General features: G+C 56.8%; 21 protein-coding genes. 12 read left to right on the forward strand and 9 right to left on the reverse strand.

Annotation, left to right across the window (positions count from 1 at the left end):
• The first annotated feature begins 56 nt into the window (after window positions 1-56).
• The 3 genes from gap (at window position 57) to CPAR_RS07980 (ending at window position 2,450) form a co-directional block, all read left to right on the forward strand.
• Window positions 57-1,061 (forward strand): type I glyceraldehyde-3-phosphate dehydrogenase, encoded by a 1,005-nt coding sequence (gene gap / locus CPAR_RS07970; protein WP_012502801.1) that lies wholly within the window; start codon window positions 57-59, stop codon window positions 1,059-1,061.
• A 248-nt stretch (window positions 1,062-1,309) separates the two neighbouring features.
• On the forward strand, window positions 1,310-1,783 hold the full coding sequence (locus CPAR_RS07975) for a flavodoxin domain-containing protein (protein ID WP_041466181.1): 474 nt from the start codon (window positions 1,310-1,312) through the stop codon (window positions 1,781-1,783).
• Between the two features lie 16 nt (window positions 1,784-1,799).
• On the forward strand, window positions 1,800-2,450 hold the full coding sequence (locus CPAR_RS07980) for a flavodoxin domain-containing protein (RefSeq protein ID WP_012502803.1): 651 nt from the start codon (window positions 1,800-1,802) through the stop codon (window positions 2,448-2,450).
• Window positions 2,451-2,534: 84 nt separating this feature from the next.
• Here CPAR_RS07980 and dnaJ read toward each other — a convergent pair whose 3' ends face one another.
• From dnaJ to prmC, 4 genes are all read right to left on the reverse strand, one after another.
• Window positions 2,535-3,740: a molecular chaperone DnaJ gene (dnaJ, locus tag CPAR_RS07985; RefSeq protein ID WP_012502804.1), complete on the reverse strand. Its 1,206-nt coding sequence runs from the start codon at window positions 3,738-3,740 to the stop codon at window positions 2,535-2,537.
• A gap of 36 nt (window positions 3,741-3,776) precedes the next feature.
• Window positions 3,777-4,358, reverse strand: a complete 582-nt coding sequence (locus CPAR_RS07990; protein WP_012502805.1) for a nucleotide exchange factor GrpE — start codon at window positions 4,356-4,358, stop codon at window positions 3,777-3,779.
• Window positions 4,359-4,381: 23 nt separating this feature from the next.
• Window positions 4,382-5,452 (reverse strand): heat-inducible transcriptional repressor HrcA, encoded by a 1,071-nt coding sequence (hrcA, locus tag CPAR_RS07995; protein ID WP_012502806.1) that lies wholly within the window; start codon window positions 5,450-5,452, stop codon window positions 4,382-4,384.
• A 189-nt stretch (window positions 5,453-5,641) separates the two neighbouring features.
• A complete protein-coding gene (gene prmC / locus CPAR_RS08000) occupies window positions 5,642-6,526 on the reverse strand; it encodes a peptide chain release factor N(5)-glutamine methyltransferase (RefSeq protein ID WP_012502807.1) in 885 nt (294 codons plus the stop codon).
• Between the two features lie 240 nt (window positions 6,527-6,766).
• On the opposite strand from prmC, the gene CPAR_RS08005 reads away from it, so the two are divergent.
• Window positions 6,767-7,507, forward strand: a complete 741-nt coding sequence (locus CPAR_RS08005; RefSeq protein WP_012502808.1) for a DUF4412 domain-containing protein — start codon at window positions 6,767-6,769, stop codon at window positions 7,505-7,507.
• Window positions 7,508-7,671: 164 nt separating this feature from the next.
• A complete protein-coding gene (proS, locus tag CPAR_RS08010; RefSeq protein WP_012502809.1) occupies window positions 7,672-9,117 on the forward strand; it encodes a proline--tRNA ligase in 1,446 nt (481 codons plus the stop codon).
• Window positions 9,118-9,328: 211 nt separating this feature from the next.
• Here proS and CPAR_RS08015 read toward each other — a convergent pair whose 3' ends face one another.
• Complete coding sequence (locus tag CPAR_RS08015; protein ID WP_012502810.1) at window positions 9,329-9,916, reverse strand: peroxiredoxin; 588 nt, start codon at window positions 9,914-9,916, stop codon at window positions 9,329-9,331.
• Window positions 9,917-10,130: 214 nt separating this feature from the next.
• Between CPAR_RS08015 and CPAR_RS08020 the strand changes: the two genes are divergently transcribed.
• Window positions 10,131-11,432, forward strand: coding sequence for an NCS2 family permease (locus CPAR_RS08020; protein WP_012502811.1), 1,302 nt, complete (start codon window positions 10,131-10,133; stop codon window positions 11,430-11,432).
• A gap of 11 nt (window positions 11,433-11,443) precedes the next feature.
• Entirely contained in the window at window positions 11,444-12,304 is an 861-nt protein-coding gene (locus tag CPAR_RS08025; RefSeq protein ID WP_012502812.1) for a nitrilase-related carbon-nitrogen hydrolase, read from the forward strand.
• Window positions 12,305-12,546: 242 nt separating this feature from the next.
• Here CPAR_RS08025 and ispE read toward each other — a convergent pair whose 3' ends face one another.
• Complete coding sequence (gene ispE, locus CPAR_RS08030) at window positions 12,547-13,407, reverse strand: 4-(cytidine 5'-diphospho)-2-C-methyl-D-erythritol kinase (protein ID WP_012502813.1); 861 nt, start codon at window positions 13,405-13,407, stop codon at window positions 12,547-12,549.
• Between the two features lie 101 nt (window positions 13,408-13,508).
• Here ispE and CPAR_RS08035 point away from each other — a divergent pair, with 101 nt between their 5' ends.
• Window positions 13,509-14,222 carry an SPOR domain-containing protein gene (locus tag CPAR_RS08035; RefSeq protein WP_012502814.1) on the forward strand — a complete coding sequence of 238 codons (714 nt, stop codon included), beginning with the start codon at window positions 13,509-13,511 and terminating at the stop codon, window positions 14,220-14,222.
• A gap of 34 nt (window positions 14,223-14,256) precedes the next feature.
• The gene (locus CPAR_RS08040) at window positions 14,257-15,375 is read left to right on the forward strand and encodes a sigma-54 interaction domain-containing protein (RefSeq protein ID WP_012502815.1); all 1,119 of its coding nucleotides are present in this window, start codon (window positions 14,257-14,259) and stop codon (window positions 15,373-15,375) included.
• A 71-nt stretch (window positions 15,376-15,446) separates the two neighbouring features.
• Here CPAR_RS08040 and lnt read toward each other — a convergent pair whose 3' ends face one another.
• Window positions 15,447-17,066, reverse strand: a complete 1,620-nt coding sequence (gene lnt, locus CPAR_RS08045) for an apolipoprotein N-acyltransferase (RefSeq protein WP_012502816.1) — start codon at window positions 17,064-17,066, stop codon at window positions 15,447-15,449.
• On the opposite strand from lnt, the gene CPAR_RS11075 reads away from it, so the two are divergent.
• The gene (locus CPAR_RS11075; RefSeq protein ID WP_156773416.1) at window positions 17,065-17,238 is read left to right on the forward strand and encodes a hypothetical protein; all 174 of its coding nucleotides are present in this window, start codon (window positions 17,065-17,067) and stop codon (window positions 17,236-17,238) included. The two genes, lnt and CPAR_RS11075, sit on opposite strands and share 2 nt — an antisense overlap.
• 67 nt (window positions 17,239-17,305) lie before the next feature.
• Window positions 17,306-18,403 carry a bacteriochlorophyll a protein gene (locus CPAR_RS08050; RefSeq protein WP_012502817.1) on the forward strand — a complete coding sequence of 366 codons (1,098 nt, stop codon included), beginning with the start codon at window positions 17,306-17,308 and terminating at the stop codon, window positions 18,401-18,403.
• 112 nt (window positions 18,404-18,515) lie between these two features.
• On the opposite strand, the gene CPAR_RS08055 is transcribed toward CPAR_RS08050, so the two are convergent.
• Window positions 18,516-18,920: a MerR family transcriptional regulator gene (locus tag CPAR_RS08055; RefSeq protein ID WP_012502818.1), complete on the reverse strand. Its 405-nt coding sequence runs from the start codon at window positions 18,918-18,920 to the stop codon at window positions 18,516-18,518.
• Between the two features lie 66 nt (window positions 18,921-18,986).
• On the opposite strand from CPAR_RS08055, the gene CPAR_RS08060 reads away from it, so the two are divergent.
• Window positions 18,987-20,744 (forward strand): ABC transporter ATP-binding protein, encoded by a 1,758-nt coding sequence (locus CPAR_RS08060; protein WP_012502819.1) that lies wholly within the window; start codon window positions 18,987-18,989, stop codon window positions 20,742-20,744.
• On the opposite strand, the gene CPAR_RS08065 is transcribed toward CPAR_RS08060, so the two are convergent.
• The gene (locus CPAR_RS08065) at window positions 20,728-22,158 is read right to left on the reverse strand and encodes a B12-binding domain-containing radical SAM protein (RefSeq protein WP_012502820.1); all 1,431 of its coding nucleotides are present in this window, start codon (window positions 22,156-22,158) and stop codon (window positions 20,728-20,730) included. The two genes, CPAR_RS08060 and CPAR_RS08065, sit on opposite strands and share 17 nt — an antisense overlap.
• Between the last annotated feature and the right edge of the window lie 2 nt (window positions 22,159-22,160).

The following is a 22,160-nucleotide window of genomic DNA, read 5'->3' on the forward strand; positions in this document are numbered from 1 at the left end:
ACCATCCCGAACAGAGTCATTATCATATCCGTTAAACCCATAGAGAAAGACCCGTTATGGCGAAAGTTAAAGTTGGCATCAATGGTTTTGGCCGCATCGGCCGTCTGGTATTCAGACAGGCTGTGGACAATCCCGACGTCGAAATCGTCGGTATCAACGACCTCACCGATGTAAATACCCTTGCTCACCTCCTCAAATACGACAGCACCCACAAAAAATTCAATGGTGAAGTGAAGGTCGAGGGCGACAACCTGGTCGTCAACGGTAAAACCATCGCCATCTGCGCCCAGAGAGATCCTGCAGAGCTTCCATGGAAGTCGCTCGGCGCTGAGCTCGTAGTCGAGTCCACCGGCATTTTCACCAAGCGTGAAGCCGCGGCCAAGCACATCGCTGCCGGCGCCAAAAAGGTGATTATCTCGGCTCCCGCCAAGGACAAGGTCGACGCCACCATCGTCATGGGCGTCAATGACGATTGCATCACTGGCAACGAGGAGATCGTCTCCAACGCAAGCTGCACCACCAACTGCCTCGCCCCGATGGTGAAAGTGCTCCACGAGAACTTCGGCATCGTCAAGGGCTTCATGACCACCGTGCACGCCTACACCAACGACCAGAACATCCTCGACCTTCCGCACAAGGATCTGCGTCGTGCCCGCTCGGCAGCCAACTCGATCATTCCGACCTCGACCGGCGCCGCAAAAGCGATCGGTGAAGTGCTGCCCGAACTGGCAGGCAAGCTCGACGGTTTCGCCATGAGGGTTCCGGTTCCGGACGGTTCGGTTACCGACCTTTCGGTCATCGTTGAAAAAGAGGCCACCAAGGAAGCGATCAACGCTGCCATGAAAGCTGCCGCCGAAGGCCCGATGAAGGGCATCCTCGAGTACAACGTCGATCCGATCGTCTCCTGCGACATCGTCGGCAACGCTCACTCCTGCATCTTCGACTCGCCGCTCACCATGAGCTCCGGCAACCTGATCAAGGTGGTCGGCTGGTACGACAACGAGCTTGGCTATGCAACCCGCGTGGTTGACCTGCTCAGCATCTACTCGAAGTTCGTCTGATTTCTACACGAACAGATGACCATCAAAAGGGCGCCCGCAACGGCGCCCTTTTGCATTTGTGGGGAGATGGTGGCTGATCTAAAGAGGGCAGACACGCAGGTCTTCCCCTACGGAATCAAGGGGACACGAACTGTAGGGGCGAACCTGCGTGTTCGCCCTTCCCCCCCCTCCGGATTTTGCCGGGAAAGAGTAATGTCTTATTATTGGATTACACATCACTTTCTGGCTCAACCTAAATGCCAAAGCCGATGACCAGCACCACCAAAAAGCCCATGAAGGCGATCATCCTCTATGACAGCCAGTCCGTTGGCGGTTCAACCGACAGGCTGATCGACTCGATCGGCAAAAAGCTTGCCGAGTCCGGAGCCTATGTCGAAAAGGCTCGTTGCAAAACCAACGGTGATTTCAGCTTTGTCGAAGAGTTCGATCTGGTGGTTCTCGGAGCCCCGATCTACTACCTGCTCGTCGCCTCGAAACTCAGCGGCGCACTGGGCCAGAGCAGCCTGAGAACGGCGCTCAAAGGCAAAAAAGTGGCCCTCTTCGTCATCTGCGGCAGTCCGGAACCGATGGCGCAGTTCCTCTACCTGCCACAGCTCAAAATGAATCTCGATAACCCGGTGATCCTTGCCGAAAAAGTGTTCGCACCCGATCAGACCGGCGACCAGCAAGTTATTGCTGAATTCGTCAACAGCATCACGGAAGCCTACGGCAAGACACACTGACTCAATACAACTTTTTATGACGCGCGACAACGACCGCCAGATGAAAGCCATCATCCTTTATGACAGCCGCTCCAGCGGAGGCTCAACCGACCGACTGATCGACTCTATCGGCCAGCAGCTCGCCGAAAACGGTGCCTATGTCGAAAAAGCCCGCTGCAAGGCGAACGCCGATTACAGCTTTATACGTGAGTTCGATGTGGTAATCATGGGCGCGCCCGTCTATTACATGGTGGTCTCTTCGCAGTTGCTCGGCGCATTGTTGCAGAGCAACCTGAAGCGCTACCTCAGGCACAAAAATATCGCTCTGTTCCTGACCTGCGGAAGCCCCGAAGCGATGGCGCAGTCGGTCTATATGCCGCAGCTCAAGATTCACCTGATGCGCAATCGCATTCTGAGCGAAAAGATCATCGCCCCGCATCAGATCGACGATGAAGATGTGATTTACGATTTCGTGGAAGAGATCGAAGAGGGTTACCGCAAAAGCTTCAAGCCGCGCGGCGGCGACCTCCAGTGGAGCGATGAGGCGCTCGAACTGATCGAAAGCGCACCGCCGTTTTTCAGCGACAAAATCAAGGCCGCGCTCGTCGCTTACGCCGAAGAGAACGGCATCAGGTACATCACCCCCGAAGTGCTCGACGATGCCAGGGCCAGCCCAAAAGGCATGTGAGCCTTACCTGAAAAAGAGACACAAAAAAGCCGGCGATTTTACAACCGCCGGCTTTTTTATTGACAGACCAAAGAGGGCCAGAGATTATCCGAAGATGTCCTTGGCCTTTTCGAAAATGCTCTTCTCGTGATCCTGCTCGCCATGGTTCGGTGAGATGTGCGAAGATTTTTTCAGCTCTTTCAGCATCTCTTTATCCTTGCCGGAGACATCCTTCGGCACGAATACATTCACCCGGACGTACAGATCGCCCGAGCCGCCACCCTTGAGGTGACCGATACCCTTGCCACCGATGCGCAGCATGGTGTTCGGCTGGGTGCCCGCAGGAACGGTGAGCTTGACGTGGCCGTCAAGGGTCGGCACATCGACCTTGGTGCCAAGCACCAGATCGGGGAATCCGACAGCAAGGTCGTAGATAATGTCGTCGCCGTTGCGCTTGAACTGGTCGTGCGGCTTCTCCTCGATGATGACGATCAGGTCACCAGGTGCGCCACCTCTCGGTCCGGCGTTACCCTGCCCCTGAAGCGTGAGGTAGTTGCCGTCCTGCACGCCCGCAGGCACGTTGATTTTCACAGTCACTTCGCCCTGCTTGATGCCCTCGCCGTAGCAGGAGGTGCAACGATCCTTGACCACCTGGCCTTCACCGCCGCAGGTCGGGCAAGCCACGATGTTGACGAACTGGCCGAACATGGTCTTGGAGGCCTGACGAACTTCACCCGAACCGTGGCAGGTCTGACAGGTCTCGGTCTTGCCGCTCTTCGAGCCGGTGCCATTACACTCCGAACAGACCACCTGCTTCTTGATCTTGAGGGTTTTTTCAACTCCCTTGGCAATCTCTTCGAGCGTGAGCTTGAGGCGAATCTTCAGATCGGTGCCGTGAATCCCGGTCGAGCGGGCTCGCCGACCACCGCCACCTGAAAAACCACCGCCGAAAATGTCCTCAAAACCACTGAACGGCGAACCGCCGCCTCGTGCGCGCCCACCGCCGGTGAACATTTCGAAAATATCGTTGATGTCAGCATACCCGCCGCCACCGAAGCCACCGGGGCCCCCGCCCGATGCGGCTGACGAGCCGACGCCCGCGTGGCCGAACTGGTCGTAGCGGCGACGCTTGTCGTCGTTGCTCAGCACCTCGTACGCCTCGTTGGCCTCCTTGAACTTCTCCTCGGCCTCCTTGTTGTCGGGATTTTTATCCGGATGGTATTTCAGGGCCAGCTTTCGGTAGGCCTTCTTTATTTCGTCCTTGTCAGCCGAGCGGCTCACGCCAAGGATTTCATAGTAATCTCTTTTCATCGTGTATTCTCTCTTCTCTATCTGTAAATCTGATGGTTATTTGGCAACGATCACCTTCGCATGACGGATCACCCGGTCACCCAGCGTATAGCCGGTCTGGTACTCCTGAACGATAGTGTCGGGTTCGGTATCGGGCACATCGATCTGGGTGATCGCCTCGTGGAAATTCACGTCGAGCACTTTGCCGAGAGCCTCGATCTCCTTGACCCCTTTGCTTTCCAGCAGGGACTTGAAATTCTTGCGAATCAGCTCCACACCTTCGACAAAGGGCTTTGCCTCGGCCATCTCCTGCAGTTCTGCCGGGATGTGCTCCATGAGGCGCTTCAGGTCGTCAAGCAACGGCAGCAAGTCGCGCACCGTATTTTCAAGCATCCGCTTGCCCGACTGAGCAGCTTCGCGCTCTTTCTGCTTGCGGAAGTTCTCGAACTCGGCCGCGCGGCGCATCACCTCGTCGCGAAGCTTCTGAATCTCCGCGTCGCGAGCCGCAATTTCAGCCTCTATATCGGACTCGGTCGCCGCCGGAATGGCTACGGTCTCGTCGCCCACATTTTCTTCAGCAGCTTCGGTCTTGATCGTCTCCTGTATCTCTTCCTGTTCTTTGTGATGCTTTTTGGTCATGATTGCAAGAAAGTCGTTTAGAATTAGTTGTTTCCGGAAAGCGCCTCCGACAGGCAGCCCGCCATGTAGTTCACCACGCGCACGGCGTGTTCGTAATCCATCCGTTTCGGACCCATGATGCCCACCTTGCCGACCATTTTGCCCGCATAGTAGGGTGACGAAACGATAGTCAGATCGATAGCGTTGTCCGTCCGGTTCTCGGTGCCGATGCTAATGGCCACCTCGCGATCACGCCCTTGGTACGCACCCGAAGGCAAGGCGTTATCGACCAACCGGGCGATGCCGAACTTGTCCTCGATCATGGTAATAATATTGCGAACCTTCTGAGGCTGTTTGAACTCGGGCTGATCGACGATGTTCTCCGTACCCGAAACGTAGAGCCGATCCAGAATCGACGATTCGTCGAAGAGCGTATCGGCCGCGCCGACGATGCTGTTCATCAACCCCTCGCGGCTCTGGCAATCTGACAGGCGCTTGCCGATGGTGCTGCGAATCTCTTCGAGCGTCAGCCCCGACAGGCGTTCGTTCAGAATGTTGACCACATCATCGATCTTCTGGCGGGAGATTTCCGCCGTCAGTTCCATGACGATCGTCTTGACAAAGAGCGACTGGATGGCGATGACCACCATAATCCGCGTCGAAGCGAGCTGCACGATGTCGAGTCGCTCGAAAACGGCATTGGAAAGCCTCGGCGGCAGAACCACGCCAAGCTGGCGGGAGATGCTGCCCAGCACCTTGGCCGCCGCACCGAGCACTTCAGCCGACGTGCCCTTCAGCTCCGAACTGCGCGTGCTGAAGCGAGCGTCGATCATCTGCTTCTCCTGCTCGTCGATGCCGCTGACGTTCATGAGCAGATCGACATAATAGCGATACCCCTTGTCGGTCGGCACGCGTCCGGCCGAGGTGTGGGGCTGGCTGATGAAGCCGTCAGCCTCCAGATCGGCCATCACGTTGCGGATGGTCGCGTCCGACAGGCCGAGATTATAGTTACGAGCGATGGTGCGGGAACCAACCGGCGTCGCCGAAACGACAAAGGACTGTATGATGATGCCCAGAACCTGACGCTCACGCAGGGTCAAATCACGATATAACATCTGCTTACAACCTGAACTTGAACTGGTAATGCACCGAAAAATCTGACGGCGATGAAGAGAATTTCACTTCTGAACAGCCGCCAAATACTACGAAAGTCAACAACGGCGGAGCCCCAATAGTTGCCATGTCAGGAGGCCCAATCCGACCTTTAATATACATAAATTTAACGCAGAATGAACCACAGGGCTTCAACCGACGATGCAGGAAAGGGCGCGATCCAGGCGGCTGTAATCCTGCATAACCTGAACGTCGCGGAACTCGTGGCCGAGCAATTTTTTCACTCCCTCCGCGCCATCGGCATGAAGCTCGAAGCAGAGCACACCGCCCTTCCGGAGCAGCGCCGGTGCGGTTGCGACGATGCTTCGGTAGAACTCGAAGCCGGTAGGCGACACCAGTGCCAGACGCGGCTCGTAACCCTTCACCTCCTTCTGCAACGTCGCCCACTCGGATTCAGGAATGTAGGGGGGATTCGAAATGACAAGATCGAACGGCCCGCCAGCTTTTTGAGCAAACGCTAGATCAAGCGCATCGGCTTGCACGAAACGGATGCGGTCGCTCACGCCATGCTCTTCGGCATTGCGCCGGGCAACCTCAAGCGCATCGGCGGAAACATCGAGCGCCGTAACCTGCGCGCCGGGCAACCGCAGAGCCAGCGTAATGGCAATGCAACCGCTGCCGGTGCCAATGTCGAGAATAGAAGGAGTATCGACCGAATCGAGGCCACTCGCCGCCAGTCGCTCAATGGCGTGTTCAAGCACCAGCTCGGTCTCCGGACGCGGAATCAGCACTCGTTCATCGACGAAAAAGCGGTAGCCGTAAAAAAACGACTCGCCCGCTATGTACTGCACCGGCCTGCCCTGCAACCGCTCCCGGCAGGCCGCACGGAACGCCCCCAGTTCCGAGGGCGTCACCGGGCGCTCGTGATCGAGGTAGAGCTGAAGCCGCTGCAAACCAAGCACCTGCCCAAGCAGCAACTCCGCCGACAAGCGAGGCTCGTCGATCTTCTTCTCGCTAAAAAACACGATCGTCGTCTTCAGCAACTCAACGACGCTCCACACTTTCTCTTCGGACATGTAACTTGGTTTGGTTATCAATGGCTGCGTTCAGTATACAACCTTTGCACCAGCGAGGCAACGCCTGACAGAGCCGATATTCTTGTTGACAAAAACACAGCCGCTGCCCCCTGCAAAAGAATCGGTCACGCACAGCGTCAGACAAAAAAAGATGCGATGCTTTCCGGCTCTGTTTTTATTGCGATATTGTCCCGAACGTTGCGGCAAATGAGCCCTACCACCAGCAACCGATACTGACCGATGAAACGACCACTCAGCTTTTTTGCAACCCTGCTCCTTATCATCCTCGCCATCCCGACGAGCGCACGTGCGGCGTTCACCGGCGAAATGGAGATGGCGCTCACCATGCCTAACGGCACCTCGGAGATCACCTATCTTTTCGGCAAGCGTGACCAGAAGATGGACATGACCATGCACCTCGACCGAATCCCCGAGCCGCTCAAAACGACGGTGATTACCCGAAGTTCCCGGCCTGATGAGGCGATCATCATCAACCACAAAGCCAGAACCTGGAGCGCGGTGAACCTGCGAACAGCCGCCGAAAGCGCCACGCTGCTCGACTTCGACAGCAACTACCGCTTCAGCCGCATCGGCACCGAAACCGTCAAAGGCTACCCGTGCGAGCATGTGCGGCTCCAGAGCAGCACCGAACAGCTCAATCTCTGGGTTTCCCGCGGGCTGGCCGACTTTTCAACCTTCCGGCTCCTGCAATCGCAGAACCCGCGCCTGTCGAACACCTCGCTCTCGAAAGCGCTCGAGCAGAACGGCATCGACGGCTTCCCGGTCAGAATTGTCCAGAACAACGACAACGGTCGCTATGCCATGGAGCTGGTGCGGGTGAAAGCGGAACAGGTTCCGGAATCGGCGTTCTCCATACCCTCCGGCTACCAGAAAACCGAGCCCGGCCGCGTCAGCATCGACAGCGACCAGAAAAAGCATCTGCGCCAGCTCATGGAAAAGATGAAAGCGTTCGAGCAGTAACGCCTGATCCGGCAGCTATCGGGATGAAACCATCCTCTGTTTTCCTCGCGATAGTTGCTTACTTTTCCACCTCGCATTATTACTTTACAGGTTTACCGTCATAACCTTATGGCGCCCGGCGACTCCGGGCTCATTTCCCGTCAAACGAAAACACAAGCATTACCGTGGCTGATAAAATCACTTCGAGGCAGCAGGACTATTCTCAATGGTATATCGACCTGGTCAGGTCGGCCAAACTTGCCGACTATTCGGACGTGCGTGGCTGCATGGTCATCCGACCGAACGGCTACGCCATCTGGGAGAAGATGCAGGCCGCGCTCGACGGCATGTTCAAGGAAACCGGCCATGTGAACGCCTATTTCCCGATGTTCATCCCCGAAAGCTTCATCGCCAAAGAGGCCGAGCACATCGAAGGATTCGCGCCGGAGTGCGCCGTGGTGACGCATGGCGGCGGCGAGGAGCTTGCCGAAAAACTCTACGTCCGCCCGACTTCGGAGACCATCATCTGGTCGTCGTATAAAAAATGGATCCAATCCTACCGCGACCTGCCACTCCTTATCAACCAGTGGGCCAACGTCGTGCGCTGGGAGATGCGCACCCGCCTGTTCCTGCGGACGACCGAGTTCCTCTGGCAGGAGGGGCACACGGCCCACGCCGATCCGGAAGAGGCGCAGGAAGAGGTGATCCGCATGATTAACGTGTACCGCACCTTCGCCGAAGAGTACATGGCGATGCCGGTGATCGTCGGCAAAAAGAGCGAGAGCGAGAAGTTCGCCGGTGCGGACGCGACCTACTGCATCGAAGCGATGATGCAGGACGGCAAGGCGTTGCAGGCAGGCACCTCGCACAACCTCGGCCAGAACTTCGCCAAGGCGTTCGACTGCCAGTTCCAGACCAAAGAGGGCGTGCTGGACTACGTCTGGGCCACGAGCTGGGGCGTTTCGACTCGGCTGATCGGCGCGCTCATCATGGCGCACTCCGACGACAAGGGCCTCGTGCTGCCGCCGAAACTCGCGTCGCGCCAGGTGGTGATTATTCCGATCCTCAAGGGCGACAAGGAGGAGGTTCGCGCGCACGCGCGCTTTATCGCCAAGGCGCTCAACAAGCACGGCATCTCGACCTTCGTCGATGACAGCGAGAACAACTCGCCCGGCTGGAAATTCGCCGAGTACGAGCTGCAGGGCATTCCGGTCAGGATCGAACTCGGCCCGCGCGACATCGCAGAGGGCAAATGCATCGTCGCCCGCCGCGACACCTTCGAAAAAACCGAAGTGCTGCTCGACGCAGAGATGACCGAAAACATCGAGGAAATCCTGAACAACATCCAGCAGAACCTCTACGAACGCGCCCTGCAGTTCAGGCAGGACAACACGGTTGAAGCGACAACCTGGGAGGAGTTCAAAGCAGGCGTGGAGAAAGGATTCGTCATCGCCCACTGGGACGGCACGGATGAAACCGAAGCGCTCATCAAGGAGGAAACCAAAGCCACGATCCGTGTGATGCCAACTGATGAAGAGTACCGCAAACAGTACAACATGGACGAGCCGGGCACCTGCATCCGCAGCGGCAACCCCGCCACGCAGAAGGTGGTGTTCGCCAAGGCGTACTGATCAGTTGAAAATGGATAGTTAGTAATTATGGGGCGATCGGTTGATCGCCCTTTTTTTGTCCACCGCGCCCACAATTCCTCACCACAAAAAAATGCCGGGAGAGTGCAGCGGCTATAACACTCTTCCGGCATAACTGAACTCTCTGTCAAACGGCAAGCAAAGAGTTCTTTTCAAAAATGGTAAGGACAGTCCGCAGACCGCCCCTACGAAATCACTCGGCGAAGTACTCTTTCAGACCTTCGTCGGTCGGCTTCATGGTTTTGTCGCCCTTGTTCCAGTTGGCCGGGCAGACCTCACCGAACTCTTCGGTGAACTGAAGCGCATCGACGATCCGGATCACCTCATCGATATTCCTGCCGAGGCCAAGATCGTTAACCACCTGGTGGCGAACGATGCCCTCCTTGTCGATCAGGAACAGACCCCTCAGCGCCACACTGCCGTCAGCAGTCAACACATCGTAATCTTTCGCGATGGTCTTGTTGATATCGGAGATCAGCGGATAGGTCACGCCCTGAATGCCACCCTTGTTGCGCGGAGTATTGAGCCAGGCGAAGTGCGAAAACTTGGAGTCCACCGAACAGCCAAGCACCTCGACGTTGCGCTTTTTGAACTCCTCGAGCTTCTCTTCAAAAGCGTGGAGCTCGGTCGGGCACACAAAAGTGAAGTCGAGCGGATAGAAAAACAGCACGACATACTTGCCGCGATATGCCGAAAGCTGGCAGGAATCCACGAAGGTCGAACCATTGACAACGGCTTCTGCGTTGAAATCGGGTGCCGGACGGCCTACAAGTACACTCATGATTTTGTATCTCCTCTTACTGGTTGCGTTTGTTTGATGATCCTTAAATAAGACTTAATTAGTCCAATATAAAAAACCGGCGACAAGCCTCCAACACCTATTTGACTTTTTTGTCTGAAACGAATCGAGACCAAGCGGAATGGTTAACGGTAAAGATTCTATCGCATTATTCGTATTTTTCGCCATACCCGTAACTTGACAGCTTACAACGTTCATGCGGAACTTCTTCGAATTCGAACGGCTCGGAACCGGTTACCGCCAGGAGTTTCTGGCGGGGCTGACCACCTTTTTCACCCTTTCCTACATCATCGTGGTCAATCCGGCCATCCTCGAAGCTGCGGGAATGCCGCGTGAGGCTTCGATGACCGCCACCATCCTGACGGCCATTTTTGGAACGGTGCTGATGGGCTTGTATGCCAAGCGCCCGTTCGCCGTCGCGCCGTACATGGGTGAGAACGCCTTCATCGCCTACACGGTGGTCAAGACGCTCGGCTATTCGTGGCAGACGGCGCTCGGCGCGATTCTGATCAGCGGCGTGCTCTTCACGCTCATTACGCTGACGGGCACGCGCAAATGGCTGGCCGAGGCAATTCCGATGACCCTGAAGCACAGCTTCGCGGTGGGCATCGGACTGTTCCTCGCCTTCCTCGGTCTCTCGGACATGGGCGTCGTGGCGCTTGGCGTACCCGGCGCTCCGGTGAAGCTCGGTGACCTGACAACCATTCCGGTACTCTGCGGACTTGGCGGACTCGTGCTGACAAGTGCGCTGCTCGTGCGCAGAGTCACCGGCGCCCTGATGATCGGCATTGCCGCCACGACGCTGCTGATGCTCGCCCTCGGCCTGCTGAACGTTCCGGCAAAGCCCTTCAGCCTACCCCCATCGCTTGCACCTCTTTTTTTGCAGATCGATATTGCCGGCGCCCTCACCTGGGGCTTCATCGGGGTGATCCTGAGCGTGCTGGTCATGGACTTCGTCGATACAATGGGCACCCTCATCGGCCTGTCGGCCCGCGCTGGCCTGCTGGACGAAAACGGTAACCTGCCGGAAATCGAGAAGCCAATGCTGGTCGATGCGCTTTCGACCACCGCCGCGGCGCTTTTCGGCACCACCACCGCCGGCGTGTACATCGAGTCAGCATCGGGCATCGAGCAGGGCGGCAAGACCGGTTTCACAGCACTCGTGGTCGCGGCGTTTTTCGCCCTCGCACTCTTCTTCTCGCCGATCCTGACCATCGTGCCGCCGCAGGCTTACGGGCCGGTGCTCGTGCTGGTGGGCATGTTCATGATCGAGTCGGCGGGCCACTTCGATTTCGCCGACTACACCGAGCTGCTGCCCGCGTTCTTGACCATCGTTATGATGCTCTTTACCTTCAACATCGGCGTCGGCATCACGATGGGCTTCATCAGCTGGGTGCTCATCAAGGCGCTCTCGGGCAGGTTCAGCGAAATCAACACAGGCATGGCGGTGCTGGCCGCGCTGTCGCTGACCTTCTACCTCTTCTATCCCTACCACTAAGACCTGAAACCATGCTCAAAGCCAAGCTCAGAATCGTTCAGTCGGACTGCACGCTCGCCAATTTCGACGAGAACCTCGAAAGCCACGTCAAGGCGATCGAACAGGCCATCAGGGATGGAGTCGAGGCGATCGTTTTTCCTGAACTCTCACTCACCGGCTATAACGTGCAGGATGCCGCACAGGACATGGCGATGCACATCGAGGACCACAGGCTCGCCCCGCTTCGGGAGCTGAGCCGCGAAATTACGGTTATCTGTGGGGGAATCGAGCTGAGTGACGACTACGGAGTCTATAATTCGGCATTCATGTTCGAGGACGGAATAGGCAAGAGCGTGCACCGCAAAATCTACCTGCCGACCTACGGCATGTTCGAGGAGCTGCGCTATTTTTCGGCGGGACGTCAGGTCGAGGCTGTGCCGTCACGGCGGCTCGGAAAAATCGGCGTGGCAATCTGCGAGGATTTCTGGCATATGTCGGTGCCCTATCTGCTGGCCCATCAGGGCGCGAAGCTGCTGCTGGTGCTGATGTCGAGCCCGCTCCGGCTTTCGCCCGGCGAGGGTATGCCCTCCATCGTCTCGCAGTGGCAAACCATCGCTTCGACCAGCGCGTTTTTGTTCAGCTGCTACGTGGCCTGCGTCAACCGGGTGGGCAACGAAGACAGCTTCACCTACTGGGGCAACTCTGCACTCACCGCGCCGGACGGTTCAAACGTTGCCAGCGCACCGATGTTCAGCGAACACCAGCTTGACGCACTGATCGACTATTCACTGGTCAAGCGGGTACGCCTCCAGTCCTCGCACTTCCTCGACGAGGACATCAAGCTGTTTGCCTCGGAGCTGGAAGATCTGATGAGCGCGAAGCGACGGGGGTGAATACCTGGACTATTGCTCAGACGATTAAATATCTTGAACAATTGCCCCGGACTTCAGTCCGGGGTTCATGGATAAACAAAAAAAATCAGGGCTTCAGCCCAATTTCTTATTATGGTTGCTGGAGTAATAAGGATTGGCGACCTCTACCCCCGGCTTGAAAGCCGGGGCAACGTAAATATGAGACAGAATAATGTCCGACGGGCTGAAGCCTGCCGGAATGCAAGAGGGCTTCTGCTCTGACCTCACTCCATCCGGAAACCTGCAGGGGTAACATTGACACGGAACTTACCGGCCATCTCCTCGGCGGTTTCATCGGCCAAAGCCCGATTCTCGAACAGCGCGTAGACCGCCGAGCCGCTGCCGGAGAGCGAGACGAACTGCGCTCCGGATGCCTCAAGCGTGTCACGCACCTGGCTCACCACCGGATAGTTCTCGAACACCACAGAACCGAAGTCGTTCTCGAACGCATCGAGCACAGACAGATCACGGTCATCGCAGAGGCGGCGAACGAGCGCTTTCAGATCAGGCACTGGCCGCTCGAACTGGCGATGGAAATTCTTGTAAGCCCAGGCGGTCGGCACCTGCACCTCTGGAAACACGGTGACCACATGCCACGGCAGGGCGAGAGACAGATCCTCCAGCTCCTCGCCTATTCCGGATGCGTAAGCCAGTCCCTTCATCTCAAGAAAATAGGGCACATCAGCACCGAGCTTCACGGCAAGGCGGTGCAACACTGCCGAGGGCACGTCGATTTCCCAGAGGCGGCAGAGCGCGTTCAGCGTCGCCGCAGCATCGCTGCTGCCGCCGCCGAGGCCAGCGCCGAAGGGCACGCGCTTGACGAGCTTCATCGACACGCCCTTGCTGATCCCGGCATAATCCTGCAACGCTTTGGCCGCGCGGATGCAGAGGTTGGTGTCATCAACCGGCAGATCGAGGTTGGTGCATTCCATGCCGATTTTATCCGATTCGGTGAACTCGAGCGTATCGTGCCACTCGATAGGCGCAAAGATCGTTTCAAGGGTGTGGTAGCCATCATCCCGGCGGCTGGTAATGAGCAGACCGAGATTGATTTTAGCGCAGGCTTTGACCGAAAAATGCTTCATGGAACAGGAATTGATTTAATCGTAAAATATTTCCCATATTCACGTAAAGGCAGCGGCAGCAGAGTTGCCTATTCTCAACGACCAGACTATCGAATCGAACCATGCTCAAGCTCCGTAGCCTTCCGCTGACTGTTTTGCTCCTCATGGCAGGGATGTTGACAGGCCGTCCAAACACGGCGGTTTTGGCCGAAGAAGTTTCGCACGCATCTGAAATTGTTCAGTACGTGAAGGAAGATAAGGTTTATTTACTGGAAAAAATCCGCGGCCAGATAACAAAGCCCTCGGAAAAGCTGCTGGTTCGGGCGTTGCTGACCGAAGACGGCCCTCAAGCCGCTGCGCTCTATCGCGAGCAGCTCGAGAAGTATCCCGACCCCCAGCTCGACCCGATCAGCCGCCGCAGACTGAACGCCTACCAGCAGGCAGTCGCTACATCGGCGGGCTTGCCGGTCATGCCAATCAAAGGCTCGGTCGCCCCGAAGCCAGTGGTAACAGCAGCTCCACTGCCGACGCAACCGAACGTCAGCGCACTCCCGGCAGCTGCACCTGCCACCGCACCTGCGGACTCTGTTGTGCCGAAGCCGAGCGCTCCGGCCGCAAGCGATGGCCCCTTTACGCTCCAGTTTGGAAGCTTCGACAGCATCACCAACGCCGATCAGCTCGTCGCGCAACTCGCCTCCAGAGCCCCGGCTTCGGTGCGGCTGATCAACGGCATTTACAAAGTCCGGATGAACCGTACCTTTAACTCACGCCAGGAGGCTGCGGCGTTCGGGCGCACGATGCCAATTGAGTCGATCGTGGTTCCCGCCCAGCCATGATCCGGCACACCATTTCGCATCAGACCGCAGGTTCATGAAGAAGGAATTCGATATCATCGGCCGTTCTCAGGCAATTCTTCAGCTTAAAGAGCTCGCTTTGCAGGTAGCCGCGACCGACGTTACGGTGCTCATCACCGGCGAAACCGGTTCGGGCAAGGAGGTGCTCTCGCGCTTTATCCACGAGCACAGCCGGCGGGTTGGCAAGAGCTTTATTCCGGTCAACTGCGGCGCGATTCCATCGGGCATTCTCGAATCGGAGCTGTTCGGCCACGAGAAGGGCGCGTTCACCGGGGCGGTGCAGGCACGAAAGGGCTATTTCGAAAGCGCCGACAAGGGCACGATCTTTCTGGATGAAATCGGTGAAATGCCGCTTGAAACACAGGTAAAACTCCTGCGCATCATCGAAACCGGTCAGTTCCAGCGGGTTGGCTCCTCTGAAACGATCTCCATCGATACCCGTATCATCGCGGCCACGAACCGGAACCTTACGCAGGAGGTCACCGAAAAGAATTTCAGGGAGGATCTTTACTACCGCCTGCGAAGCGTCGAACTGCATCTTCCGCCGCTCAGGGAGAGGGGCAGCGATATTCTGATGCTGGCCGAGCATTTCGTGCACGAGTTCGAACGCAAGCACGGCATTGCGTTTCAGGGGTTCAGCCACGATTCGGGCGAACTGCTGTTGCGTTACCCGTGGCCGGGTAATGTCAGGGAGCTGCGCAACCTGATCGAATCGCTGCTTATTCTTGAAAGGGGCAAAGAGATCACGCCTGACCTCCTCGAAAAGCACCTGATTCAGCGAAGCCGCCACAAAAGCCTGGTCCACGACCCTGGCAAATCGGACAAAAACGAGATGCACCTCATTTACAGCAGCCTCATTCAGCTGCGGCAGGAGATCGGTGAAATCCGGCAGATGCTGCAACAGACGCTCATGTCGCGCCCGGCGACGAGCAGTCCCCTGCTCCTGCCCCCATCATCCGCCCAAGCTCCTACGCCAGCCGCGCCAGCCGCCGAGGTGATGCCGCTTGAAGAAATTGAAAAGCGCGCCATTGCCGAAGCTCTTGCAACCTTCGAAGGCAACAAACGCAGAACAGCCCAGGCCCTCGGAATCAACGAGCGGACGCTCTATCGCAAGATCAAGGAATATGGATTGTAGGGAAGATATGGAGGTCATAGGCAAGAAAGTGCTGCACACCGACCAATCGACCAATCATTTCAAACCATCCCTCAGACCACCCTTTTTCGAACTACCGCCACCAGCAAAAACATACCTGAGATTCCCAGGCAGGCGTATGGCACCAGATCGGGATGCTGCGTGTAGAAGGTTAACCCGGTTTCGAGGGGAACATCAGCGGTTGTCACCGAAAGCTGCCACCACGGAATCTGCCCGTAACTCCGCCCGCAATCATCATAAAAAAGCGTGACGCCGGTGTTGGCGCAACGGGCCATCGCCCGGCGGTTTTCGATGCAACGAAGCCGTCCGATAGCTGCGTGCTGCCACGGGCCGTACGATGTGCCATACCAGCCATCGTTGGTCACCAGCGTCAGGAATTGCGCGCCGTTCCTTACAAAACGGCTGACCAGACCGGGAAAAATCGATTCATAGCAGATAATATTGGCCATCCTGACGGGGCGCCCCTGTACCGTTGTGAAGGTCATAACCGTAGCCTTCTGCCCTTTTTGCCAGCTCGAAATGCCGGAAAGGGAAAAACTAAGCTTCTCCAGCCAGGGCAGATATTCCGAGTAAGGAACCCGCTCCCCGAAAGGCACAAGCCGCATTTTCCGATAGATCTGCACTGGCTCGTCGCCGGGCAGCAAAAGCATCGAAGCATTATACGTGGCATAAGCTTCTGGCTGACTGTCGTCGGCAGCAGCTGCGTCTCCCGAACCATACCGGGTGTCAAGAGGCTCCGCATCGGGCACCCCGGTCAGCAAGGGTGTCTGCCAGCGCTCGACCATGCGCCGGAGAGAATTCATGTACGGCTTGTTGAGCGGATCGAGAATGTAAAACGGAATTGCCGTCTCCGGCCAAATGACCAGATCGGGACGAGAAGCAGTATCCATAACCTGACCGGTCTGGCTGTAGAGACGAAAAAGGGTCTGACTCCAGCCAATCTCTCCCCACTTTTCATGCGGATCGATATCGGGCTGAACCAACGCCACCCGAACTGTGGAAATATCTTTCTGGCTATCAGCTTCATCGAAGGCGTACCGTGCGTAGATGAGCGGTGCAGCAATCATGGCTGCCATGAGCAGGATAATGCTGGCGCGCACCGGGCGGGTGGAGTTTGCTCTGAAAAGCAACAAGACGCAAACATTGAAGGTCACCACCCAAAAGCTGATGCCCCATACGCCGAACAAGTCAGCATACTGCACCATCCAGAGCAGGTTGGCCTGCGTATTACCGAGCGTCAGCCATCCGAGTGACAGATCCTGCTGCATGTAGGCCCACTCCCAACCCGTCCAGACGAACGGTAGCGCCAGCAAAGCAAAACGGTAGCCCGCCCGCTTTTGCAAATAATAAAACAGCAGGAGCGGCAAGGTTGAAAAAAGAGACTGGGCAAAAACGGTCAGAACGCCCCCGACGAAAGTGGCAAGGCACACCCACCAGAGACTGACAAGGCAGAACAGCAGCATCGCAGCCCAAACCTTTCGGAAATAGAGACCGAAACGCTCCTCGTGCTCCAGCGACAAGAGCAGCGGCACGAGCGCGATCCAGGCTAACGGCTCAAGATGAACCGACGGCCAGGTAGGAAACGAAATGCCGAGAAGAAGACCGCTCAGGAGCGGCAGGGAAAAGTTTCTGAAAAACGGGTGATGCATAATCTCCCGGCCAGCAGCATTCATGGCAGCAAGGAGTTCGTTGCCAACCGGGAAAAGCGGTCAGAAAAGATTTCCTGAACAGCAGAAAACAGGATTGCAGGAAATGGAAACGGATGTCGCCGGAAGCCGGGAAGAGACATATTTTACTTTACTTATTAATATTTATTCTTTAAATTTGTTTCAAGCTGTTATTTAACAGGAAGCAACCCAGTGTTTTTCCTGAAAATACCATTTTAAACGCCACCAGAAAAAGGAGAATCATTATGGCTCTTTTCGGCTCAAACGACGTGACGACCGCCCATTCCGATTACGAAATCGTACTTGAAGGCGGTTCAAGCTCCTGGGGGAAGGTGAAGGCTCGGGCGAAGGTAAATGTTCCTCCTGCCAGCCCGTTGCTTCCTGCAGACTGCAATGTCAAGCTGAATGTAAAACCGCTCGATCCCGCAAAAGGTTTCGTCCGCATCTCGGCCGTCATCGAATCGATCGTTGACAGCACCAAGAACAAGCTGACCATCGAAGCCGACATCGCCAACGAAACCAAGGAGAGAAGAATCTCCGTCGGTGAAGGTATGGTATCGGTTGGCGACTTCAGCCACACCTTCTCATTCGAAGGTTCCGTCGTGAACATGTACTACTACCGTTCAGACGCCGTCCGCCGCAACGTGCCCAACCCGATCTACATGCAGGGCCGTCAGTTCCATGACATCCTCATGAAAGTTCCGCTCGAAAACAACGACCTTATCGACACTTGGGAAGGTACCAGGCAGTCGATGGGAACCGGGGCTTTTGGTGATTGGATCCGTGAGTTCTGGTTCATCGGTCCCGCCTTTACCGCACTGAACGAAGGTGGTCAGAGGATTTCCAAGATCGAGGTCAATGGCATGAACACCGAGAGCGGCCCCAAAGGTCCGGTTGGCGTTTCCAGGTGGCGTTTCTCGCACGGCGGTTCCGGTATGGTTGACTCCATCTCCCGCTGGGCAGAGCTCTTCCCGGCCGACAAACTCAACAGGCCGGCATCGGTCGAAGCTGGATTCCGTTCCGACTCGCAGGGTATCGAAGTCAAGGTTGACGGCGACTTCCCAGGCGTATCGGTAGATGCTGGAGGCGGCCTCCGCAGAATCCTCAACCACCCGCTCATTCCGCTGGTTCACCACGGCATGGTCGGCAAGTTCAACAACTTCAACGTTGACGCACAGCTCAAAGTTGTGCTGCCGAAGGGTTACAAAGTGCGCTATGCAGCTCCTCAGTTCCGCTCGCAAAACCTTGAAGAGTATCGCTGGAGCGGTGGTGCTTATGCCCGTTGGGTTGAGCACGTCTGCAAAGGTGGCGTCGGCCAGTTCGAAGTCCTTTACGCTCAGTAAGCTCGAACCCAACAGTTTCGAATGCAAAAAAAAGACCGGTCTTAGTACCGGTCTTTTTTTGTTAACGCGAAAGCAAGAATCGAGCAAGTGAAACGGTAGCCAACCGTTCACCTCACCCCATTAGCTCCAGAATCTCTTCGATTTCGTCCTTGATTTCAAGCAAAAGCGTGCGACGCCGCTCGTCACTGATTTCAAATTGCTGCTGCTCTCTGGAAAGCTGTTTCTGAAGCTTGAGAATCTCGTTGGTTTTATGATCTGCCCCCTGATCAGCTCCCTTACCGTTCTTGATCATCTGGCTTGCCTTGTTGAGCTTGAAGCCTTTTTCGTATACCAGCTCCTTGATATTGAGCACCATTGCAATATCGCGGTTGGTGTATCGACGGTTACCTCTGGTATCCCTTGCTGGAGCAAGCTCGCTGAAAAACTCCTCCCAATAGCGGAGCAGGTAGGCGGGAATGCCGGAAATCCGGCTCACTTCACCGATCGAGTAATAACTTTTTGATGATTCAAAGGCCATGTCTGAACGCTGTTTTGTTTTCTGTTCACTTATTATACATTAAGTCGTCACATCAAAAAAGGACGGATGAAAAATCTGCTGGCCCTGCGCCCATATCTTTTTCGCTACCGCAAATCTCTTGCTGCAGGGATCGTGTGCGTCATCATCACCAACTTCTTCGCGGTGGCGGCTCCCCGCTATCTCGGCGAAGCGATCGACCTGATGGGCCGTCCGTTCGAGATGCATGAAATTCTCCACAAGACCGGCCTCTACCTGCTGTTCGCCGCCCTCAGCGGACTATTCCTCTATCTGGTTCGCCAGCTCATTATCGTAACGTCGAGACATATCGAGTTCGATCTGAAAAACGACTACTACAGCCACCTGCAAACTCTTTCGAGCTCGTTTTACGACAACACCGGTTCGGGCGAACTGATCTCGCGGGGTACCAACGACCTGAACGCTGTACGCGACTTTCTCGGACCCGGCATCATGTACTCGATCAACACGCTCTTCCGATTGCTCTTCGCCGTAGGAGCCATGATCTCGATCTCGCCCGTTCTGACCCTGCTTGCGCTGCTGCCCGCACCGCTCTTGAGCTGGTCTGTCTATCGGACAGGCGTGTCGATCCAGAAGCGCTCGCGTGAGATTCAGGAAAACTACGCGGCCATCACCAATCTCGTGCAGGAGAACATCTCGGGAATCCGGGTGGTGCGCAACTACAATCGCGAGGAGTACGAAACCGGTCGGTTCGAGAAGTTCAACAAGAGCTATTACGACAAAAACCTTCAGCTCGGCAGAATCCAGGCCCGCTTCATGGCGCTGCTGACCGCGCTCACCGCCCTGTCGCTCATTCCGGTTATCTGGTTTGGCGGCTTCAAGGTGATGCAAGGCAACATGAGCATTGGAAACATCGCTCAGTTCCTTATCTACGTTACGATGCTGAGCTGGCCGATCATTTCGATCGGCTGGGTGACCAACATCATCCAGAAAGCCGCCGCCGCACAAGGCCGATTGCAGGAGATTTTCGATACAAAGCCGGACATCAACGAGCCGCAAAAAACTGCCACGAAGCCTGCACCCGTATCATCGCTGAAAGGCGAGCTTGTGTTCGAGCATGTGCGCTTCGCCTATCCGTCGCAGCCGGACAAAGCGGTGCTCGAAGATATTTCGTTCACAGTGCGGCCCGGCACCAAGCTGGCCATCGTCGGTGCGACCGGAAGCGGAAAATCGACGCTGGTCAACCTCATCCCTCGCCTGTACGATCCGGCGGAAGGGCGGATTTTGATCGACGGGCACGACATCAAAACGCTGTCGCTTGCCGACATCCGGCGCACCATCGGCTTCGTGCCGCAGTCGAACTTCCTTTTCTCGGACACCATCCGCAACAACATCGATTTCGGCAGCAACGCGGTAGGGGTTGACGTCATCGAGGCGAGCCGCATCGCAATGCTGCACGACGATGTCGAAGATTTTCCAGACGGTTTCGAGACGATGCTCGGCGAGAAGGGCATCAATCTCTCGGGCGGCCAGAAACAGCGCGCCTGCATCGCACGGGCGCTCCGCTGGAATCCGTCAATCCTCGTGCTCGACGACGCCCTTTCAGCGGTCGATACCTCCACAGAAGCCCGCATCTTCGACGGCCTGCTCGAAAAGCTGCCGGACACCACCGTGGTGCTCATCAGCCACCGCATTTCGACAGTCCGGAACTGTGACCGCATCATCGTGCTGCACGATGGCAAAATCGCCGAAAGCGGCACCCATGAAGAGCTGCTTGCCAACGGCCGCTATTACGCCGACCTCTACATACAGCAAATGCTCGAAGAAGAGATCAGTGCTCTGAGCTGAGTTCGGCAAGCTGCCGCCGCAAGTCCTTCCTCGACAGCCCGTACATGTGCACGTAGAGCATGTTGAACATCAGCACTGCCGAGCGTAGCGTAGGGGCGCGCATGGCCCGCTCGATGGCCCGGCGCGGGGTGAAAACTTTCGAGGTCAGCTCAGTGTAGCTTGGAATGAATTCGTCGAGGCTCATCTGCTTGGGCAGGTAGAGCATCTCCTGGCCCCACGAAAAGCGGAAAGCGTCGTGGTCGTAACTCGGGTGCAGCAACCGTCCCTCGGTAGCGAGACGGTCGAACACCCCAGTGCCAGGAATCGGGCGCAAAAGGTTGATGCCCGGTACGTCAACGCCCGCCTCATCGATGAAGGCGTCGATCCGCTCCGGCATGGCGAGCGTGTCGCCGTCGAGGCCGTAGATGAAGCTGCCATAGACGCAGATGCCTGCCTTGCGAATCTCCTGGATGCAGCGCACCTGCCGCTCGGCGGGGTTGTGGAATTTGTGGTGCGCGCGGTTGCTCTCGTCGGCAAGGCTCTCGATGCCGACCAGCAGCGCCCCGCAGCCGGAGCGGGCGAAAATGTCGAGCAGCTTCGGATTCTCGCCAAGCAGCGTGGTAGCTTGGCCGACCCATTTGATGTTGAACGGAATGAGCTTCGAGAACAGCTCCGAAGCATAGGCCTCATCGGCATTGACCGTGTCGTCGAGGAAGAAGAAGATGCGGCGATCCTGCTTGAGAAATTGCTCCACCTCGCGCACCACTTCCGCGACCGGACGGTGGCGCAGCTTGTGACCGTTCATGACATGCACGTTGCAGAAATCGCAACTGTAGGGGCAACCGCGCGTGGTCTGCACGACGTTGGTCGTGAAGTAGCGGTTGATCTGGAGCGCGGATTTATCGACCGGGCGCGGTGCGGAGAGATCGGGAAACGCCCCCTGCCGATACTCCGGCTTGAGCGCGCCACGACGCAAATCTTCGAGCACCTCGCGCCACAGGTCGTCGGCCTCGCCGATCACCAGCGTATCGCCGTGCTCGCGGCAACGGTCGGGGAAAATCGAGACGTACGGCCCACCGAGCACCACCGGCACGCCGCGCTCACGAAACAGCGAGGCGACCTCGATAGCAGGTTTGACCGCGCCGGTCTGGACGCTGATGCCGACCAGATCCCACGGCTTGTCGAGCGGTAGCTTGTCGAAACGCAAATCACAAATCTCCTGCCGGATGCCGGGCACTTCAACCGAGCTGAGAATCATGAGCGAGAGCGGCGGAATGGCAAACTGCGCCCGCTTGATGACGGCGCTCATAGCTCGATCTTTCAGGAGAGCGAGTCCGGATTTGGGCGTCCCTTCGAGCGAAGCCGCGCCATCCACGCCGCTGGAGGCCTGCACGAAGATGAGGAGAACCGAACGGGTTCGAGACGTGTCGCTCATGG

It is taken from the genome of Chlorobaculum parvum NCIB 8327 (genome assembly GCF_000020505.1).
Classification (GTDB): Bacteria; Bacteroidota; Chlorobiia; order Chlorobiales; family Chlorobiaceae; genus Chlorobaculum; species Chlorobaculum parvum_A.